The sequence below is a fragment of the Microbacterium sp. LMI1-1-1.1 genome, assembly GCF_040815675.1.
Taxonomy (GTDB): Bacteria; Actinomycetota; Actinomycetes; order Actinomycetales; family Microbacteriaceae; genus Microbacterium.
The window spans coordinates 633,020-646,760 of record NZ_JBFPNN010000001.1 but is presented as its reverse complement, the minus strand read 5'-3'; the positions used below and the strand labels follow the sequence as shown (position 1 = coordinate 646,760).

Below are 13,741 nucleotides of genomic sequence, written 5' to 3'. Positions count from 1 at the left end.
ACCCGAGCGCTCCTCAGAACGGCTGCGCGTCCGCGTGACCGACCAGGGCCGGCTCCGCCGTCGGCGTCTCCGACGGTGCGTCCGCGACGGCGCCGTCGATCGGTCCGGGGGCGGACGCACTGAGGTCGCCGTCGCCGAGCCCCTCGGCCGCGCCGATGTCGGGCACCGCCCATGCGTCCTCCTGGCGCTCGGGGGACGGGTCCGAGGTCGTCGGTGCGGCCGTCCGCGGGCGGTCGAAGCTCGTCACGCCCCAGCGCAGATCGTGTCCGATCGCGGATGCCGTGATGTCGGCGCTCACGCCGCGCTTGGCATCCGTCTCCCACTCGCGCAGACGGAGCCGCCCCGTCAGGAGCACACGCTGTCCCTTGCGCAGCGAAGCCAGCGCGTGACGGCCGAGCTCGCCGAAGACCGAGACCGAGTAGAAGTTCGTGTGGACGTCGATCCACTCGCCGCGGTCGCGGTCGTACTTGCGCTCGCCCGACGCGACGCGGAAGGCCGCGACCGCGTCGCCGCCCCGGGTCGTCCGCTCCTCCAGGTCGCTGACGATGTTGCCGACGATGGTGATGGTGTCGCTCATGATGTGTCCTCTCTGCGGGTCGATGCCCCGGCGCTCGAGTGCCCTCCGAGCGCCGGGGTGGCGTCCATGATGCGCGGGGGCGGAACCGCGGAGAGGGCCGGATCGGCCGCTTCGGGGACGCGTCGCCGAATCGGCTGGTTGAGGAGGAGAGGTGGCCTCCGGCGCACCCGCGGCGATGTCGGAGGTCGGCGCTACGTTCTCCGCATGAGCACCGCACTCTGGAACGACCCCGCACCGGCTCCGCGCCTGTCCGGGTGGGGCCGGATGACGCACGTGGCAGCAGGACTCTGGCGCATCGCCGATCCGCGGGGAGTGGTCGTCGGTCACATCCGCGCGATCGCGACCGACGGCGACTGGCGCTACGCCGCCGAGCGCTTCCACTCGGCCAGCGGACGGTTCCGTGCGCTCGGCGAGTTCTGGTCGTCGTCGGACGCGCTGGAGTGCCTGCGCTACACACGCTGACGGCCGCGACGACCGACCGCGGCACCCGGCAGCGCCGCGCCCGTCAGACCACCGCCGCGCTCGTCAGACCACCGCCGCGCCCGTCAGACCACCGCCGCGCCCGTCAGACCACCGCCGCGCTCGTCAGACCACCGCCGCCAGATCGTCCGGCGCGCCGGCGCGACTGCCGGCACGGACGTCGTCCCACGCGTCCCGCAGCAGGTCCACCGCGCGCACGAGCGTCTCGGCGGGGGCGGTGAACGGCACCCGCAGCCGCCGGTCGTGGCCGCCGTCGATCGCGAAGCGCGACCCCGCCGAGAGGTACAGGCCGCGGCTGCGGGCGTTCATCACGAGCGGGCCGCTGACAGGCTCGCCGATGTTCACCCACAGCGACACCCCGCCCGCCGCGGACGGCACGGTCCACTCGGGGAACCGGCGCTGCAGGGCCGAGCGGAGGGCGTCGCGGCCCTCGCGCAGCACCTGCCCGCGCTGGGCGGTGATCTCGTCGAGGCGGGGCAGCAGCGCCGTCGCGACCGCTTGCTCGAACTCCGGCGTCCCCAGGTCGTGGACGGGCCGGCCGCTCGCGAGGCGGCGGACGACGTCGGCGTCCGCGCGCACCCACCCGACGCGGAGCCCGCCCCACACCGTCTTCCCCAGCGAGCCGATCCGCACCGTCCGGACCCCGGTCGGGAACGGCACCGGGGCGCTCGGGCGGTCGATCGCGAGATCGGCGGTGGTCTCATCGAGGACGAGGACCGTCCCGGACGCCTCGGCTCCGGCGACGAAAGCATCGACCTCCGCCGCCGACATCGACCGTCCGGTGGGGTTCTGGAAGTCGGGCATCAGGTAGGCGAGCGTCGGGTGGGTGCGGGCGAAGGCCTGCGTCGCACGGTCCAGGTCCCACCCGGCGTCGACGTCCACGGGTACGCCGACCAGGCGCGCCCCGCCCTGTCGGAACGCCTCCGCGGCGTGGGGATACGTCGGCGTCTCCATCAGCACCCGGTCGGCGCGCCCGACGAGCACCGACGCGAGCAGATGGATCGCGCTCTGCGCACCCGTGGTGATGAGGACCTCGTCCGGAGAGGTCGGGATGCCACGGGCGCTGTACCGCGCGGCGACGGCGTCCCGCAGGGCGGGGGCGCCGATGACGTCGTAGCCGCTGCGCGAGACCAGCGACGCCGCCTGCTGCGCGACCTCCGTCATCACCGCGGGCAGACCGGGCCAGGCGGCCGGGCTCGCCTGCTGCAGGTCGATCGCGGTGGCATCCAGTCCGGGCGTGTTGCGGACCGGCCCGGACCGCCGGAGGGGAAGCGTGACGCTCCCGCTGCCGCGCAGGCTCTCGATGTGGCCCGTGTCGCGCAGGCTGCGGTAGGTCGCCGCGACCGTGGTGCGGCTCACGCCGAGGGCCGCGGCGAGCTCCCTCTCCGCGGGCAGCACGGTCCGCGGGGCGATGCGGTTGTCCAGGCACAGCAGACGGATCGCGTCCGCGAGCGCCTCGTAGGCGGGGCCGCTCCCCCGCCACCCCCCGAGGTGCGCGCCGAGCGATCGGGCCGAGATGCGGGAGTCCATGCGGCCACGCTAGGGGAATTGGCATCCATGTGGAAAGCCAATCCTCTGATTGGCTTCTCTCATGACCCGCCGCATCCTGCATCTCGTCGTCGGACTCGTCCTCTACGGCACCGGATGCGCCCTGACCGTCGCCGCCGGACTCGGCGTCGACCCCTGGACCGTCTTCGCCGAGGGGCTGTCGCGCGTCACGGGCGTCGGGGTGGGGTGGATCACGAACATCGTGGGCCTGGGGGTGCTGCTGCTGTGGATCCCGCTCCGGCAGAAGCCGGGCGTCGGCACGATCGCCAACATCCTCCTCGTGGGCACGAGCATGCAGGTCGCCCTCGGCGTTCTGCCGAGACCCGACCAGCTGTGGATGCAGGCCGCGATGCTCGTCGCCGGGGTCGTGCTCGTGGCGGCGGCATCCGGTCTCTACATCGGCGCACGCTTCGGACCGGGGCCGCGCGACGGGCTGATGACCGGACTGCACGGGCGGTTCGGCTGGCCCATCTGGGCGTGCCGCCTCGTCGTCGAGGGGTCCGTGCTCGCGCTGGGCTGGCTGCTGGGCGGCACGGTCGGGATCGGGACCGTGGTGTTCGCACTCGGCATCGGCCCGCTCGTGCACGTGGCCCTGCCGCTGCTCGCCATCCCCGAGCCGGCGCGGCGTCCTCGCCGTCCGGCCCGGGTCTGACGCGGCGCTCAGTGCGCGCGGAACTCCGGCCGGTCGCTGCCCGGCTTGAGGTGCGCGTGCAGGGCGCTCTTCGCGATCTCGATCGTCGGGTACACCCCGAGCCGGTCGGGCTTGCCCGCCATGTGGACGGCGTAGCCCTCGGCATCCCTCTGGATCTTCCCGACGACGCCCGCCGGGCCGTAGGCGACCCAGACGCGGGAGGTGGCGGTCTGCGACATCGATTGCTCCTTCCTTCGGTGATGGCCGGAGGCTACGCCGTCGATCGCGCTCCCGCCAGGGCGTTCCCGGACGGGCGTCGCGGTCGCGATATCCTGTCGATGACCCCCAGTAGCTCAGTGGATAGAGCAGCGGCCTTCTAATCCGCCGGTCACACGTTCGAATCGTGTCTGGGGGACCGATCCCCCGCCGCACCCCCGTCGATAGGATGGCGGGATGGTAGGACCCTCCGAGAACGACCGGCTCGTCTGGATCGACTGCGAGATGACGGGACTCGACCTCGACGTCGACGAGCTCGTCGAGATCGCGATCGTCGTCACCGATTTCGAGCTGAACGTGCTCGACCCCGGCTTCCAGATCGTCATCAAGCCCGACGACTCCGCCCTGGCGAACATGGGCGAGTTCGTCACCGAGATGCACCGGTCCTCCGGACTCCTCGACGAGATCCCGCACGGCGTCAGCCTCGCGGACGCCGAGTTCCAGGCGCTGGAGTACATCCAGAGGTTCGCCCCGCTCGAGGGCAAGGCGCCGCTGGCGGGCAACACGATCGGCACCGACCGGATGTTCCTGGCCAAGTACATGCCCCGCATCGACCGGTGGCTGCACTATCGGAGCATCGACGTGTCGAGCATCAAGGAGCTCTCGCGCCGCTGGTACACCCGCGCCTACATCCACGCCCCCGCCAAGAACGGCGGCCATCGCGCGCTCGCCGACATCCGCGAGTCCATCCGCGAGCTGGCCTACTACCGACAGGCCGTGTTCGTGCCCCAGCCGGGCCCCACGAGCGACGAGGCGCGCGCCGCGGCCAGCGCCGTCGTGTCGTCGTTCTCCTCGAACGTGTGACATAATCGTTCAGTTGTCCGCGCGAGCGGGAACATGGTGGCTATAGCTCAGTTGGTAGAGCACCGCGTTGTGGTCGCGGGGGTCGCGGGTTCAAGTCCCGTTAGCCACCCCAGCCTTGTACGAGGGCCCGGTCGAGATCCGTCTCGCCGGGCCTTCGTCGTCTCCGGATGCCACCCCCTCCCACCCCCGTAGAATCAGGAGGGTGTTCCGCCGCGTCGGGGCCGTGGCATCCCTCCCGCAGACCGGCCGTGAAAGGGCTCGCATGGACGACGAGGTCGCAGAGCGCCCGGGCCTGGACCTGGATGCCGATGCGTTCGAGCGTCTCGTCGCGGACGAGCTGGACCGTCTGCCCGAGGAGATGGTCGCCGGTCTCGACAACGTCGTCTTCGTCGTCGAGGACCGGCCCGAGGACGGCTCGCTCGACCTGCTCGGGCTGTACGACGGGTGGGCGCTCACCGAGCGCGAGCGCTACGGCGGCGGCGAGCTGCCGGACCGCATCATCGTGTACCGCGAGCCGCATCTCGCCGCCTGCGACGACGAGGACGAGCTGCGCGACGAGGTGCACACCACCCTCGTGCACGAGATCGCCCACTTCTACGGCATCGACGACGCCCGACTGCACGAGCTCGGGTGGGCGTGATGGCCGGCCTGGCCACACCGGACATCGAGGTCGACGATCTCGAGGAGCTGGCATCCGTCCCGCCCTCCTCGTGGCAGACCGTCGTCTGGAACGACCCCGTCAACCTCATGAGCTACGTCTCGCACGTCTTCCGCACCTACTTCGGGTTCGACGCCGCCACGGCCGAGCGGCTGATGCTCGCCGTGCACCACGACGGGCACGCCGTCGTCGCCCGCGGACCGCGCGAGGTCATGGAGGCGCACGTGCACGCGATGCACGACTACGGCCTCTGGGCCACCGTCCGGAAGGACCCCGCATGAACGACCGCATCGTCGTCCTCGAGATCAGTCATCTCGAGGCGCTCCACCTCGCCGGCCTGGTCGGCCAGTTCGCCGACCTCGTGGGCTCGACCCGCGAGACCGACGACCCGGCGGTCGCGCGCCTGCTCCCCGACGCCTACCCCGACGACCCGGAGGCGAGCCGCGAGTTCCGCCGCCTCACCGGAGACGACATGCTCGCGCGCCGGGCGGAGGACGCGCGGACCCTGCTGTCCACGCTCGCGACGGACGGGGTCGCCGTCGACCCCGACAGCGATGCGGATACGACGATCGCCGTCGCCCTCAGCGAGCTGGAGGCCATGGCCTGGATGCGGACCCTCTCGGCCGTGCGCCTCGTGCTGGCCGAGCGGCTCGGCATCCAGGACGAGGACGATCACCGTCCGGACGATCCCCGCTTCGGGATCTACGACTGGGTCGGCTACCGCTTGGACGGCCTCGTCCGCGTGCTCGACGAGCGCTGAACCCGCGTCGGGGAAGGGAGGGGATGCGGCCTGAGGAGGCGGCATCCAGGCCCAGGGATCCTCCCGTCGCGATATCTCCTCCCCCGGCCGACGCCGACCCGCGTCGGGGAAGGGAGGGGATGCGGCCTGAGGAGGTGGCATCCAGGCCCCGGGGATCCTCCCGTCGCGACATCTCCTCCCCCGGCCGACGCCGACCCGCGTCGGGCAAGGGAGGGGATGCGGCCTGAGGAGGCGGCATCCAGGCCCTGGGATCCTCCCGTCGCGATATCTCCTCCCCCGGCTGACGCCGACCCGCGTCGGGGAAGGGAGGGGATGCGGCCTGAGGAGGCGGCATCCAGGCCCCGGGGATCCTCCCGCCGCGACATCTCCTCCCCCGGCCGACGCCCGACCCCGTGAGCCCAGGGGTCAGGGCACCTCGATGACGAGGGAGGCGAGGGATGCCGGCGCGTGCGCCGCGATGTGGGCATCCTCCTGCGCGGCCCAGCGGTCCCAGTGCGGACGGTACGTGTCCCCGTCGCGGTCCAGCCCCCGTCGCCGGCGGACGGCGGTCGGCGCGTCCACCCACACGGTGACGTCGCCCAGCGGCGCCGAGGCTGAGGTGAGAACCCCCGCCCCCTCGACGATGAGCGGCAGCGCCGGATCGACCGCGTGGGCCTCGGCGCGCGCGTCCGCCTCCCAGTCCCAGCGCTCCCAGATCCCGATGAGCCCCTTCGCGTGCGGGACGAGGACCTGGGCGCGCGCGTACTCGGCGCCGTCGACGAGGCCGTCCCATCCGGGGTAGAGGTCGTCGAGGGCGACGAGCTGCACACGACCCGGCCGCGGCCAGGCCGCGACGATCCGGCGGGCCAGCGAGGACTTGCCCGCCCCGCTCCGACCGTCGACCAGGACGACGGGATTGGCGGCCCCCACCGCCCGCACACGCGCGAGCACCGCGCCGACGGCCTGCGTCAGCGCGGTGTCGACGGGGTCTGCGGCGTTACTTCTTGAGGGCGCGGATGACACGGCTGAGCGCGCGACCGGCGACCCACACGAACGGGACGCCGACGGCCAGGAGCGACACGATGTTGGGCTCGAAGCGCAGGTCGTCGCCGCGGCGGACGTACGCGCCGAGCGGCAGGGTGTAGCCGCCGCCCCCGCCGCCGCCGTTGCCCTGCTCGTCGGACCCGCCGCCGAAGCCCGCCCAGGTCAGCGCGACCGGGACGATGCGCACACCGTCGACGTCCTGCTGCTCGCCGTACGCGGCGGTGACGCCGAAGCTGGTGGACTGCTTGCCGAGTTCCAATGCGATGTTGGGCATGGACTCACCGTACCGGCCGGTCCCCGCCCGGCACAGGGGGTTCCGTCGCCCGCACCGGCGACCCCTGAGCCGCGCCAGGCGGTTCCGCGCCGGTCACCGTACGCCGCCGGACTGCGCCGGTCAGTGGTCGTACGACGGTCGCGGGTTGGTCGGCAGGGCTCCGCCGCCCCGGGACGGCCCGAGAAGCGAGCCCCGCGTCACGGCTCCCCGGCCGAACCGCTCGGTCGCGCCATCGAGCGCCCCCTCGACCCGCCGCCATTCCGCGTCGTCGTCCCAGAGGGTCGCCGCCACCGACACCGGCCGCAACTTCTCGCCCCGCACGCCGACCAGGCGCACCGCCTGCCGGCGGTCGATGCCGTCGAACAGCTCGATCGCCGCATCGCCGATGCGCTGCCCCACCGACGTCGGCTCGCGGAGCGTCCGCGACCGGCTGATCGTCGTGAAGTCCGAGAACCGGACCTTGATGGAGATCGTCGAGGCCTCGTAGTCCTGCTTGCGCAGGCGGGCGCCCACGCGATCGGCGAGACGGCGCAGCTCGACGTGAAGGGTGCTCGTGTCGGAGATGTCGGCGTGGAACGTCTCCTCGTGTCCGACGCTCTTCTCCGACCGCCCCGTGTGGACCTCGCGGGCGTCGATCCCCCGCGCCAGGTGCCAGATGCGCTCTCCCATCGCCGATCCCAGCACCTGATCGAGCGCATGCCGCGGAGTGTCGATGACGTCGGAGATGAGCCGGATGCCGCGGGACTCCAGCGCCTCGGCCGCCTTCGGCCCGACGCCCCAGAGAGCGCGTACGGAGCGGGGGCGGAGGAACCGGTCGGTGTTCGCCGCCGAGACGATGAGCAGACCGTCGGGCTTGGAGATGGTGGAGGCCATCTTGGCGACGTGCTTGGTCGCGGCCACGCCGATGCTGCACGTCAGCCCGGTCTCGGCCTGGACGCGCGCGCGGAGGCCGCGCGCGATGGTCCCCGGGCTGCCCCAGAGACGACGGGCGCCGCGCACGTCCAGGAACGCCTCGTCGATCGAGAGCGGCTCGACCAGGGGGGTCACCGACTCGAAGATCGCCATCACCTGCCGCGACATCTCCGTGTAGCGGGAGTACGGCGGGTTCACGACGATCGCCGTGGGGCAGAGCCGCAGCGCGATCGCCACCGGCATCGCCGACTTCACCCCGTACCGCCGCGCCTCGTACGACGCGCTCGACACGACGCCGCGCCCCTCGGACCCGCCGATGATGAGCGGCTTGCCCGCGAGGGAGGGATCGTCCAGCACGGCCACGGACGCGAAGAAGGCGTCCATGTCGACGTGCAGGATGCCGGTGCCGGTGTCGTCGGCGCCGGGCGGCGACACGAGCCGCCCTGTCCCGTCACCCCGACCCATGGCATCCATTCTCCCCCGGGCCTCCGACATCGGCCCCGACGCCGGCCCCGACACCGGCGACAGGGGCGGGAACGACGGATGCCACGGCCCCTGGCCGCGTAACGGCGGGGGTCGTGGCATCCGGGGTCGGCTACTGGGCGGCGGCGCGCTCCAGCACGAGCTCGCGTACGCGCGCGGCGTCGGCCTGGCCCTTCATGGCCTTCATGACCGCGCCGATGACGGCACCGGCGGCCTGCACCTTGCCGTCCCGGATCTTCGCGAGGACGTCCGGCTGGGCCGCGAGGGCCTCGTCGATGGCCGCGATGAGCGCCCCGTCGTCCGACACGACGGCGAGACCGCGCGCGTCGACGACCTCCTGCGGGGTGCCCTCGCCGGCGATGACGCCCTCGAGCACCTGGCGCGCGAGCTTGTCGGTCAGCGTGCCCGCGTCGACGAGCTTCTGCAGCGCGGCGACGTTCTCGGGCGAGACGAGGCCGGCGGCATCCCGTTCCTGCGCGTTCGCGACGCGGGTGATCTCGCCGGTCCACCACTTCCGGGCGGCGGCGGGGGCGGCCCCGGCTGCGATGGTGTCGGCGACCGCGTCGAGCAGGCCGCCGTTGGCGACGTCCTGGAACTCCAGGTCGGTGAAGCCCCACTCGCCCTTCAGACGGCGACGACGCGCGGCCGGCGGCTCGGGGAGCGCGGCGCGCAGCTCCTCGATCAGCGAAGGCGCCGGGACGACCGGCAGCAGGTCGGGCTCGGGGAAGTAGCGGTAGTCGTCGGCATCCGACTTCGGGCGGCCCGGGGAGGTGCGACCGGTGTCCTCGTGCCAGTGGCGCGTCTCCTGCGTGATGGTGCCGCCCTTGGCGAGGATGGCGGCCTGACGCTGGATCTCGTACCGGACCGCCCGCTCGACCGACCGCATCGAGTTGACGTTCTTCGTCTCGGTGCGCGTGCCCAGCTTCTCCTGGCCGCGGGGGCGGAGCGAGACATTGGCGTCGCAGCGCAGGTTGCCGCGCTCCAGGCGGGCCTCCGAGATGCCGAGGGCGCGCACGATGTCGCGGATCGTCGCGACGTACGCCTTCGCCAGCGCCGGTGCGGAGTGCTCCGCGCCGAAGATCGGCTTGGTGACGATCTCGACCAGCGGGACGCCCGCGCGGTTGTAGTCGACGAGCGAGTACTCCGCGCCCTGGATGCGACCCGTCGAACCCCCCATGTGGGTGAGCTTGCCGGCGTCCTCCTCCATGTGAGCGCGCTCGATCGGCACGGTGACGATGGTGCCGTCCTCGAGCTCGACCTCGACGGAGCCCTCGAAGGCGATCGGCTCGTCGTACTGCGAGATCTGGTAGTTCTTGCCGAGGTCGGGGTAGAAGTAGTTCTTCCGCGCGAACCGGCTCGACGGCGCGATCGAGCAGCCGAGCGCGAGGCCCAGGCTGATCGAGGAGCGGATCGCCTCCTGGTTCACGACCGGCAGGGCGCCCGGGAGTCCCATGTCGACCGGCGCGACGAGGGTGTTCGGCTCGGCGCCGTGGTGCGCCTCGTTCGCGGGGTTGGGCGCGGCCGAGAACATCTTGGTCGCGGTGTTCAGCTCGACGTGCACCTCGAAGCCGAGGACGGGCTCGAACATCTCGAGCGCCTCGTCGAAGTCCATCAGGGCGTCTTTCGCCATCAGCGCGTCGCTCCGTTCGTGAGAGAGGGGGCCTTGTCCAGCAGGGGCCCGCCCCACTGGTCCACCAGCAGGGCCTCGAGCGCCGCGCCGACCCGGTAGAGACGCGCGTCCTCCCGGGCGGGAGCGAGGAACTGGATGCCGACGGGCAGGCCGTCCTCCTCGGCGAGGCCGCTGGGGATGGAGATGCCCGGCACCCCGGCGAGGTTCGCCGGGATGGTGGTGACGTCGTTGAGGTACATCTGCAGCGGATCGTCGATCTTCTCGCCGAGACGGAACGCCGTGGTCGGCGCGGAGGGCGTCGCGATGACGTCGACCTCCGCGAAGGCCGCGTCGAAGTCCTGCTGGATGAGCGTCCGGACCTTCTGCGCGCTGCCGTAGTAGGCGTCGTAGTACCCGGCCGACAGCGCATAGGTGCCGAGGATGATGCGGCGCTTGACCTCGGGACCGAATCCGGCGTCGCGCGTGGCGGCCATGACGTTCTCGACCGTCGGGGCGCCCTGCGGCGTCACACGGAGGCCGAAGCGGACGGAGTCGAACTTCGCCAGGTTGCTCGAGGCCTCGGCCGGCAGGATCAGGTAGTAGGCGGCGACGCCGTACTCGAAGTGCGGAGCGCTGATGTCGACGATCTCCGCGCCCTGCGCCTCCATGGCCGCGAGCGACGCGCGGAACGAGTCGGAGACGCCCTTCTGGAAGCCGCGGTCATCGAGCTCGCGGATGACGCCGACCTTCAGCCCCTTCAGCACCGCGCCGGTCGCGCCCTCGCGCGCGGCGGCGGCGAACGACGGCCAAGAGTCCGACAGCGACGTGGAGTCGTGCGGGTCGTGCCCGCCGATGACGTCGTGGAGGAGCCCGGCGTCGAGGACGGTGCGCGTGACCGGTCCGACCTGATCGAGGCTGGATGCCAGGGCGATCGCCCCGTATCGGCTCACGCCGCCGTAGGTGGGCTTGACGCCGACCGTGCCGGTGACATGGGCCGGCTGACGGATCGACCCGCCCGTGTCCGAGCCGAGCGCCAGCGGCGCCTCGAACGCGGCGACGGCGGCGGCCGAGCCTCCGCCGGAGCCGCCCGGGATGCGGTCGAGGTCCCACGGGTTGCGGGTGGGACCGTACGCCGAGAACTCGGTCGACGATCCCATGGCGAACTCGTCCATGTTGGTCTTGCCGAGCGGGACGAGACCGGCGGCGCGGGAGCGCGCCACCACGGTCGCGTCGTACGGCGACATGTAACCCTCGAGGATCTTGGATCCGCTGGTCGAGGGCATGTCGGTGGTGACGAGCACGTCCTTGACCGCGAGGGGCACGCCGGCGAGTTCGCCGAGCTGCTCCCCCGCCGCACGGCGACGGTCGATGTCGGCGGCGACCTCGAGGGCGTGGTCGCTGACGTGCAGGAACGCGTGGACGTCGCCGTCGACCGCGGCGATGCGGTCGAGGTGGGCCTGCGTGGCCTCCACGCTCGACACGTCGGACGCGGTCAGGGCGGCCGCGAGCTCGGCGGCGGTGAGGCGGGTGAGGTCGGTCACTGCTCTTCTCCCAGGATCGCGGTCACGCGGAACCGGCCGTCGGCCTGATCCGGCGCGTTCTGCAGCGCCTGCTCGCGCGTGAGCGTGTCGCCCACGACATCGGGGCGGAAGACGTTCTCGAGCGGGATCGGGTGGCTCGTCGCGACGACGTCGGGGGTGGCCACCTCCGACACCTTGGCGATGTTGTCGACGATGGCATCCAGCTGGCCGGTGAGGCTCTGGACCTCCTCGTCGCTCAACTGGATCCGGGCGAGCACACCGAGATGGCGCACGAGATCAGGGGTGATTTCAGACACCCGGCAAGTCTAGTTCGCGCGCGGCAGCGCGCCGGGACGCGCCCCGGGACGCGACGGCGCACGCCGCCGGCCGTCGGCGTGCGGTCGGGCGAACGGACGGCGAACAGGTGGGGACGACACGCGCGGGGCCCGGCCGGGCCGCGGAGGGTCCGCCCTAGGCTGACGGAGTGACGAGCTTCGATCCGCCGCGCCCCTGGACCAACAGCTACGCCGACGGCGTCCCCGTCGACCTCGACGAGCAGACCGGTTCGCTCCTCGACATCGTCGACGCCTCCGCCCGGGACTACCCGGACGCTCCCGCGCTGGAGTTCTTCGGCCGGGAGACCAGCTACACCGCCCTGTCGGAGCAGATCGCGCGCGCCGCGGCGGCTCTCGCGGCGCACGGCGTCCGCGCCGGCGACCCGGTGGCCCTCGTCCTGCCGAACTGCCCGCAGCACATCGTCGCCTTCTACGCGATCCTGCGCCTGGGCGCCGTCGTCGTCGAGCACAACCCGCTCTACACCGCGCGCGAGCTGCGGAAGCAGTTCGAGGACCACGGCGCGAAGCACGCCGTCGTGTGGAGCAAGGTCGTCGCGACGGTGCAGGACTTCCCCGCCGACCTCCGGCTGCGCACGCTCGTCTCCGTCGACGTGACCCGGGCCATGCCGCTGCGCACGCGGCTTGCGCTCCGCCTGCCCGTCGCGAAGGCGCGCGAGGCCCGCGCCGCACTCACGGAGCCGACGTCGGGAGCCGTCGCCTGGGAGGACCTGGTGGGCCACGATCCTCTCCCGGCGACGCACCCCCGTCCCGTCGCGTCCGACCTCGCGATCATCCAGTACACGAGCGGGACGACGGGCGCGCCGAAGGGGGCGATGCTGACGCACGCGAACCTGCTGGCGAACGCCGCGCAGGCGCGCGCGTGGACGCCGTCGATCGTGCGCGGCCAGGGATGCGTCGTGTACGCCGTGCTGCCGATGTTCCACGCGTACGGACTGACGCTGTGCCTCACCTTCGCGATGTCGATGGGCGCGCGCCTCGTGCTCTTCCCCAAGTTCGACCCGGACCTCGTGCTGGCCGTGACCAAGCGGCATCCGGCCACCCTCCTGCCGCTGGTCCCGCCCATCGCCGAACGCCTCCTGGCCGCCGCGCGCGAGAAGGGCGTCTCGCTCGAGGGCACGCAGGTGGCGATCTCGGGAGCCATGGCCCTGCCCCACGAGGTCGTCGTGCCGTTCGAGGCCGCGACCGGCGGGTACCTGGTCGAGGGGTACGGCCTGAGCGAGTGCTCGCCCGTCCTCATGGCCAATCCCGTCGCCGACAACCGCGTCCCGGGCACGGTCGGTCTGCCTCTGCCGGGCACCGAATGCCGCGTCGTGGACCCGGAGGACCCGCGCATCGACGTCGAGCCCGGCGCCCGCGGCGAGCTGCTCGTGCGCGGGCCGCAGGTGTTCTCGGGTTACTACGGCAAGCCCGACGAGACCGAGGCCGTCTTCGTCGACGGATGGTTCCGGACCGGTGACATCGTGACGATCGACGACGGCGGGTTCGTCCGCGTCGTCGACCGCATCAAGGAGCTGATCATCACGGGCGGTTTCAACGTCGCCCCGACCGAGGTCGAGAACGTCCTGCGGCAGCACCCCGGCGTCGCGGACGTCGCGGTCGTCGGACTCCCGAGCGAGCACTCCGGCGAGGAGGTCGTCGCGGCGGTCGTGCCCTCGACCCCCGGCGAGCTGGACGTCGAGGCGGTGCGGACGTTCGCGCGCGGCATCCTGACCCCGTACAAGGTGCCGCGGCGCATCGTGCTCGTCGACGAGCTGCCGCGGTCGCTCATCGGCAAGGTGCAGCGCCGCCAGGTGCGGGAGAGCCTCGCGCGCAGCTGAGCGCGGTGCACGG

16 protein-coding genes and 2 tRNA genes are annotated in these 13,741 nt (G+C 72.5%); 9 read left to right on the top strand and 9 right to left on the bottom strand.

The genetic code is table 11. The annotated features are described in order from the left end of the window. Positions 1 to 13 precede the first annotated feature (13 nt). Positions 14 to 577 carry a single-stranded DNA-binding protein gene (locus MRBLMI1_RS03035; RefSeq protein WP_367726667.1) on the bottom strand — a complete coding sequence of 188 codons (564 nt, stop codon included), beginning with the start codon at positions 575 to 577 and terminating at the stop codon, positions 14 to 16. 204 nt (positions 578 to 781) lie between these two features. Between MRBLMI1_RS03035 and MRBLMI1_RS03030 the strand changes: the two genes are divergently transcribed. After that, the gene (locus MRBLMI1_RS03030; protein WP_367726666.1) at positions 782 to 1,039 is read left to right on the top strand and encodes a hypothetical protein; all 258 of its coding nucleotides are present in this window, start codon (positions 782 to 784) and stop codon (positions 1,037 to 1,039) included. A gap of 123 nt (positions 1,040 to 1,162) precedes the next feature. On the opposite strand, the gene MRBLMI1_RS03025 is transcribed toward MRBLMI1_RS03030, so the two are convergent. Next, positions 1,163 to 2,587 carry a PLP-dependent aminotransferase family protein gene (locus tag MRBLMI1_RS03025; RefSeq protein WP_367726665.1) on the bottom strand — a complete coding sequence of 475 codons (1,425 nt, stop codon included), beginning with the start codon at positions 2,585 to 2,587 and terminating at the stop codon, positions 1,163 to 1,165. A 61-nt stretch (positions 2,588 to 2,648) separates the two neighbouring features. Here MRBLMI1_RS03025 and MRBLMI1_RS03020 point away from each other — a divergent pair, with 61 nt between their 5' ends. Beyond that, positions 2,649 to 3,257 (top strand): YczE/YyaS/YitT family protein, encoded by a 609-nt coding sequence (locus MRBLMI1_RS03020; protein WP_367726664.1) that lies wholly within the window; start codon positions 2,649 to 2,651, stop codon positions 3,255 to 3,257. A gap of 8 nt (positions 3,258 to 3,265) precedes the next feature. Here the strand turns inward: MRBLMI1_RS03020 and MRBLMI1_RS03015 are convergent, their stop codons facing one another. Beyond that, positions 3,266 to 3,475 (bottom strand): methyltransferase, encoded by a 210-nt coding sequence (locus MRBLMI1_RS03015; RefSeq protein WP_367726663.1) that lies wholly within the window; start codon positions 3,473 to 3,475, stop codon positions 3,266 to 3,268. Between the two features lie 103 nt (positions 3,476 to 3,578). Between MRBLMI1_RS03015 and MRBLMI1_RS03010 the strand changes: the two genes are divergently transcribed. From MRBLMI1_RS03010 to MRBLMI1_RS02985, 6 genes are all read left to right on the top strand, one after another. Next, positions 3,579 to 3,651 (top strand) — tRNA-Arg (locus MRBLMI1_RS03010). Between the two features lie 38 nt (positions 3,652 to 3,689). Then, complete coding sequence (gene orn, locus MRBLMI1_RS03005) at positions 3,690 to 4,316, top strand: oligoribonuclease (protein WP_367726662.1); 627 nt, start codon at positions 3,690 to 3,692, stop codon at positions 4,314 to 4,316. 36 nt (positions 4,317 to 4,352) lie between these two features. Then, positions 4,353 to 4,428 (top strand) — tRNA-His (locus tag MRBLMI1_RS03000). A gap of 150 nt (positions 4,429 to 4,578) precedes the next feature. Then, the gene (locus MRBLMI1_RS02995; RefSeq protein WP_367727564.1) at positions 4,579 to 4,956 is read left to right on the top strand and encodes a metallopeptidase family protein; all 378 of its coding nucleotides are present in this window, start codon (positions 4,579 to 4,581) and stop codon (positions 4,954 to 4,956) included. Next, on the top strand, positions 4,956 to 5,255 hold the full coding sequence (clpS, locus tag MRBLMI1_RS02990; protein WP_414685758.1) for an ATP-dependent Clp protease adapter ClpS: 300 nt from the start codon (positions 4,956 to 4,958) through the stop codon (positions 5,253 to 5,255). Before MRBLMI1_RS02995 ends, clpS begins: the two co-directional genes overlap by 1 nt. Next, a complete protein-coding gene (locus tag MRBLMI1_RS02985; protein WP_367726660.1) occupies positions 5,252 to 5,734 on the top strand; it encodes a DUF2017 family protein in 483 nt (160 codons plus the stop codon). The genes clpS and MRBLMI1_RS02985 overlap by 4 nt, the downstream gene beginning before the upstream one ends. Positions 5,735 to 6,139: 405 nt before the next feature. Here the strand turns inward: MRBLMI1_RS02985 and MRBLMI1_RS02980 are convergent, their stop codons facing one another. The 6 genes from MRBLMI1_RS02980 to gatC form a co-directional block, all read right to left on the bottom strand. Next, entirely contained in the window at positions 6,140 to 6,736 is a 597-nt protein-coding gene (locus tag MRBLMI1_RS02980) for a hypothetical protein (RefSeq protein WP_367726659.1), read from the bottom strand. Then, complete coding sequence (locus tag MRBLMI1_RS02975) at positions 6,711 to 7,031, bottom strand: hypothetical protein (protein WP_367726658.1); 321 nt, start codon at positions 7,029 to 7,031, stop codon at positions 6,711 to 6,713. The genes MRBLMI1_RS02980 and MRBLMI1_RS02975 overlap by 26 nt, the downstream gene beginning before the upstream one ends. A 120-nt stretch (positions 7,032 to 7,151) precedes the next feature. After that, positions 7,152 to 8,408 carry a DNA polymerase IV gene (locus MRBLMI1_RS02970; protein ID WP_367726657.1) on the bottom strand — a complete coding sequence of 419 codons (1,257 nt, stop codon included), beginning with the start codon at positions 8,406 to 8,408 and terminating at the stop codon, positions 7,152 to 7,154. Positions 8,409 to 8,538: 130 nt separating this feature from the next. After that, positions 8,539 to 10,056, bottom strand: coding sequence for an Asp-tRNA(Asn)/Glu-tRNA(Gln) amidotransferase subunit GatB (gene gatB, locus MRBLMI1_RS02965; RefSeq protein WP_367726656.1), 1,518 nt, complete (start codon positions 10,054 to 10,056; stop codon positions 8,539 to 8,541). Next, positions 10,056 to 11,576 carry an Asp-tRNA(Asn)/Glu-tRNA(Gln) amidotransferase subunit GatA gene (gene gatA, locus MRBLMI1_RS02960; RefSeq protein WP_367726655.1) on the bottom strand — a complete coding sequence of 507 codons (1,521 nt, stop codon included), beginning with the start codon at positions 11,574 to 11,576 and terminating at the stop codon, positions 10,056 to 10,058. The genes gatB and gatA overlap by 1 nt, the downstream gene beginning before the upstream one ends. Next, positions 11,573 to 11,872, bottom strand: coding sequence for an Asp-tRNA(Asn)/Glu-tRNA(Gln) amidotransferase subunit GatC (gene gatC, locus MRBLMI1_RS02955; protein ID WP_367726654.1), 300 nt, complete (start codon positions 11,870 to 11,872; stop codon positions 11,573 to 11,575). The genes gatA and gatC overlap by 4 nt, the downstream gene beginning before the upstream one ends. A 167-nt stretch (positions 11,873 to 12,039) precedes the next feature. Between gatC and MRBLMI1_RS02950 the strand changes: the two genes are divergently transcribed. After that, entirely contained in the window at positions 12,040 to 13,728 is a 1,689-nt protein-coding gene (locus MRBLMI1_RS02950) for a long-chain-fatty-acid--CoA ligase (protein ID WP_367726653.1), read from the top strand. Positions 13,729 to 13,741: the final 13 nt, after the last annotated feature.

Bases quoted from the DNA above. Each gene is read 5' to 3' on its own strand.
- MRBLMI1_RS03020 (WP_367726664.1), top strand. From the start codon at position 2,649: ATGACCCGCCGCATCCTGCATCTCGTCGTCGGACTCGTCCTCTACGGC.
- orn (WP_367726662.1), top strand. From the start codon at position 3,690: ATGGTAGGACCCTCCGAGAACGACCGGCTCGTCTGGATCGACTGCGAG.
- MRBLMI1_RS03030 (WP_367726666.1), top strand. From the start codon at position 782: ATGAGCACCGCACTCTGGAACGACCCCGCACCGGCTCCGCGCCTGTCC.
- MRBLMI1_RS03035 (WP_367726667.1), bottom strand. From the start codon at position 577: ATGAGCGACACCATCACCATCGTCGGCAACATCGTCAGCGACCTGGAG.
- MRBLMI1_RS02970 (WP_367726657.1), bottom strand. From the start codon at position 8,408: ATGGGTCGGGGTGACGGGACAGGGCGGCTCGTGTCGCCGCCCGGCGCC.
- MRBLMI1_RS03025 (WP_367726665.1), bottom strand. From the start codon at position 2,587: ATGGACTCCCGCATCTCGGCCCGATCGCTCGGCGCGCACCTCGGGGGG.
- MRBLMI1_RS03015 (WP_367726663.1), bottom strand. From the start codon at position 3,475: ATGTCGCAGACCGCCACCTCCCGCGTCTGGGTCGCCTACGGCCCGGCG.
- clpS (WP_414685758.1), top strand. From the start codon at position 4,956: ATGGCCGGCCTGGCCACACCGGACATCGAGGTCGACGATCTCGAGGAG.
- gatB (WP_367726656.1), bottom strand. From the start codon at position 10,056: ATGGCGAAAGACGCCCTGATGGACTTCGACGAGGCGCTCGAGATGTTC.
- MRBLMI1_RS02995 (WP_367727564.1), top strand. From the start codon at position 4,579: ATGGACGACGAGGTCGCAGAGCGCCCGGGCCTGGACCTGGATGCCGAT.
- MRBLMI1_RS02985 (WP_367726660.1), top strand. From the start codon at position 5,252: ATGAACGACCGCATCGTCGTCCTCGAGATCAGTCATCTCGAGGCGCTC.
- MRBLMI1_RS02975 (WP_367726658.1), bottom strand. From the start codon at position 7,031: ATGCCCAACATCGCATTGGAACTCGGCAAGCAGTCCACCAGCTTCGGC.